The sequence below is a fragment of the Chryseobacterium sp. Leaf201 genome (genome assembly GCF_001421435.1).
In the GTDB taxonomy this organism is placed as follows: Bacteria; Bacteroidota; Bacteroidia; order Flavobacteriales; family Weeksellaceae; genus Chryseobacterium.
Genome location: NZ_LMKA01000025.1, coordinates 1 through 4,112 on the forward strand (window position 1 = coordinate 1; position 4,112 = coordinate 4,112).

General features: G+C 36.1%; 2 protein-coding genes. Both read left to right on the forward strand.

Features of this window, described 5'->3' with window-relative positions:
* The first annotated feature begins 755 nt into the window (after window positions 1-755).
* Window positions 756-2,186 (forward strand): RHS repeat protein, encoded by a 1,431-nt coding sequence (locus ASE55_RS03175; protein WP_056215474.1) that lies wholly within the window; start codon window positions 756-758, stop codon window positions 2,184-2,186.
* 996 nt (window positions 2,187-3,182) lie between these two features.
* Complete coding sequence (locus ASE55_RS20525) at window positions 3,183-4,079, forward strand: RHS repeat-associated core domain-containing protein (RefSeq protein WP_238584978.1); 897 nt, start codon at window positions 3,183-3,185, stop codon at window positions 4,077-4,079.
* Window positions 4,080-4,112: the final 33 nt, after the last annotated feature.

Genomic DNA, 4,112 nt, shown 5'->3' on the forward strand with positions numbered 1-4,112 from the left:
ATATTTTATGAGAGTGTTACGCTCTTCAAACAACAAACCACTGCATCTCGCAGTGGTTTGTTGTTTGAATATAAAAATTTACTGTTCGTGAAATAATACTCGAAGAATCTCGTTCGGTAATAATATCAATATTTAAGCTAGATTCAATGACCATGGACAATAATTATATTAACTCATTAATTAATGAATTAATAATAGTTTTAACAAGGCCGTTCGTGTTTAATCAATATCTTTACCCAGTAAATATCAAATGCAGATGACCTCTTTAAAGCGCGCCGGTTCTGTGGCCGCTACTTGTTTTAATTCATTGCTTTTTGCCCAACAAATATGCTATAAGTGGTACCGTAAAAGATCAGAAAAACGGAGAATTAATGATTGGAGTTAACCATAACAGTAGCCGAAGATCCCACCATTTCGGTGGTCACCAATGAGTATGGTTTTACTCGTTTTCGCTTCCCAAAAGCTCTTATACTTTGGTGGTTTCCAATTCGGGATTTAAAGATTTTCAACAAATTATCAATGTAGAAGACAATCTTAGACTTGATCTTCAGCTTGATCCGCAGGATAACGAGAAAACGGCCAAAATTGAAGAAGTCTTAATTTTTGGAATTAAAAAAGACAAAATCTTTCTTCCGCCCAGATGGGAACGGAAACGTTAAGCATCAAAAATATTGAAAAACTTCCGGTATTATTTGGCTAAAAAGACGTGATGAAAACCATTCAGCTTTTGCCGGAAATTAAAAGCAATAGTATTCATGTATGACGGTTTCGGAAGAACGAGAACGATCATGGGGCCAAACGAAATTGCAAGCGGTTCTACAGTGCCGACAGTAAAATACAGATACTGGTTTGATCATGCAGGAATTGCAAACAATGATGCCTCGGTAAAACTTTACAGGGCCTCTACTTCAAACTATGATCCTGAATATGCAAGTTCCGGAAATACGATAATGACAGATACCTATTCTGACTTCCTGGGAAGAATTATACAGACGAAAAAAGATTTTGACTGGTATGGATCCGAATCAAGAACGGTATCGGGAAGAACAGTATATGATGGACTGGGAAGAGCAATTATACAGTCCCATCCGGTAATGGAAGGGGTGACGAATCAGGCTCTTAATCCAGCCAATAATGGACCTTCGACATCTTCAGTATATGATGGGAGAGATAGGGTTATTTCATTTACAGATGAAGATAATACGATAAAACATACGACATACACCATTGATAATGATTTGTTTAAAACAACAGAAGAGGTGTCCAATGAAAAATCAGAATCCTATGCGAATGCAGAAGGGAAAATAGTACAGAAGGATGATTATCTGGATAATGTTCCACTGTCAACATTCTTTGAATATAACACCATTGGTGAATTGATGTCGGTAAAAGATCCGGAAGGAATTAAAACGAGCTATGATTATGACCTTTTAGGAAGATGTCTCCATCAGCAACATCCGGACAAAGGACAGACTGAATATGAATATGATCAGGCAGGAAATCTTATAAAGCTTACTACAGATAACCTTTTGAATGATAGTACTATAAGTGCTAATTTCATATCCTATAAATATGATTATAACAGATTAACAGGGGTTGTACTGCCGGATTTACCATCAGGAGATCCAAACCCGAATAATGTCTATTACGAATACTATCCTTCTACGCTAGCGAATAATAATGCAGGAAAAATTCGTGTAAAAGACGACGGGTCTGGAACTACAAAATATACCTATGGAAGAATGGGCGAAGTTCTTACAGAAGTGAGAGCTGTGCGTGGGTACAATATTCCTGAAAAGTATTTTAAAACATACTTCAATTATGATAGCTGGAACCGTATTAAAAAGATCAAATATCCGGATGATGAGATTGTTTCTTATCATTATGACAGAGGAGGGAATCTTAAATCCGTAGATAATAACCAGGGAGAAACGTATATTCAGAATATTAACTACGATCATTATGAGCAGCGTTTAATGATTAAATATGGTAACGGGACATCACAATATTATGCATACGATGGGCAAAACAGAAGATTGAGAAATTATAGTTTGTACAGCCCTACAAATACTCCAATGTTACAGAACGAATATAAATATGATGAGTTCTCAAACATTACAGGAGTTAAAAATATAGCCAGTCCATTAGCAAATGGTATGGGCGGAGCATATCAGTTTGATTTCTAATATGATACGTTAAATAGATTGGTTGGTACAGGAACAAGGGATACCATTATAGGTGAGGAAGAGCAGCCTGTACATTCTGTTAATTTTGCACATTCCACGTATAAGCTTAAAATGGAATATAATAAAGTGGGAGGAATTACAAAGAAAGCTCAGCATCATGAAAGAAACCAGATTGTTGTTCCGGAAAATACATATGAAAACAATTATGCTTATATCGATAGTACGCATAAGCTGGATAAAGTTGATGNTCAGCATCATGAAAGAAACCAGATTGTTGTTCCGGAAAATACATATGAAAACAATTATGCTTATATCGATAGTACGCATAAGCTGGATAAAGTTGATGACAGCTCCACCGGTAATACAGAAGCATTTGAATATGATCATAATGGTAATGTTGTAAAGCATGAAGATCTAAACGGAGTAAGAAACATGTACTGGGATGAGCAGGATCGTATGAAAGCATTCTATAATGACAATACGGGTGTTTATCAGTATCATACCTATGACGATAAAGGAGAAAGAGTAATCAGATACGGACTGGAAGCACCTACACAGCTTTATCAGAACGGAGCACCTGTAATTGTTGATGAATTAAGAATGGTTGATTATAAATTGTATCCGAACCCTTATGTAACGGTAAGTTCAACAGGGCAGTATACAAAACATTACTTCGAAGGTTCAAAAAGATTTGCGAGCAGATTGATGGATGATGCTGATCGATTTGATGATCCTTCTGTTTTATACAGCAGCAGAACTCCTGAAGATAAAGCGGAAAAGAAAGCGGATACAGAAGCCGACTTTAAGAAGTATCTTGAGCAGACAGATTTAGGAAGTACTAATGTTTCTGTAGAATTAAGAGAAGTAATGCAACATCCTGATTTGTATTATCTGCATGGAGATCATTTGGGAACAGCAACATTTGTTACCAATTCTCATGGGGATGCAACACAATTTTTCCTAAATTTACCATTCGGAGAAACCATGTTGGAGCAGATGGACGGATCTTACAATAATCCATATAAGTTCAATGCAAAAGAATTGGATGAAGATACAGGTCTTTACTATTACGGAGCGAGATATTATAATCCGAGATTGAGTATTTGGTATGGGGTTGATCCGCTGGCGGTATACAATCCGGTAATGGAAACCCAATTTTATGGAGATGGGCAGCATAATAGTGGTGTTTTCTATTGGGGTAATCTAAATCCTTATATATATACGTATCAAAACCCTATACGTTATATTGATCCTAATGGAAAGCAAGTAGATTTCCACGATGTGAATCTTAGTGTATCTTATGGTTCGTTTTCTAATTATTCTACCCCTGTTTTTGTTCCTGGAAGACTTTTACAAGGTCGGTCTCCTTTTGTGAACAATTGTTGGCACGCTGCGGACAGACAAATTAAAAATGCTGGGAACTTCACATCAGGAAGTTCTTCCTCTAGGGTTAATATGGTAGAAAGTTCTAGGCAACCTGCGGGATCTCAATCAAAAGTCGATTTGCAAAAGGGAGTAGATATGACATTGTCTAATCTAAAAGAAGGTAAACCTGTTATGGCAGGTGTCAGTTATCGTGATAATCAAAATATTAATGAGAATGTTGCGACGGATCATTTTATTACAATAGTAGGGGCTGGTTCGGACAAAAAGGGATCTTATTTTTCTTACGTTGATAATGCTGCTTCAGCAGGATCAGAATCGGGACAAAATACTCAACTAAATAGGCTTTATTTTGATCCAAAAAGCAAAAAATTTGTAGATAGTGATCCTCCACTTAATCACGCAGGAAAATATATTTTATCAGAAGTAAGACCAACAAATACAACATCTACAAATGCGCAAGATCAAAAGAAAATGAATAATATGATGGATAAAGGACACAAGGAATAAAAAAATGATAAAAATTAATATGTTTTTAATTAA

What these genes read in the sequence shown, in the direction of transcription:
- ASE55_RS03175 (WP_056215474.1), top strand. Translation starts at nt 756, where the DNA reads ATGTATGACGGTTTCGGAAGAACGAGAACGATCATGGGGCCAAACGAA.
- ASE55_RS20525 (WP_238584978.1), top strand. Translation starts at nt 3,183, where the DNA reads ATGGACGGATCTTACAATAATCCATATAAGTTCAATGCAAAAGAATTG.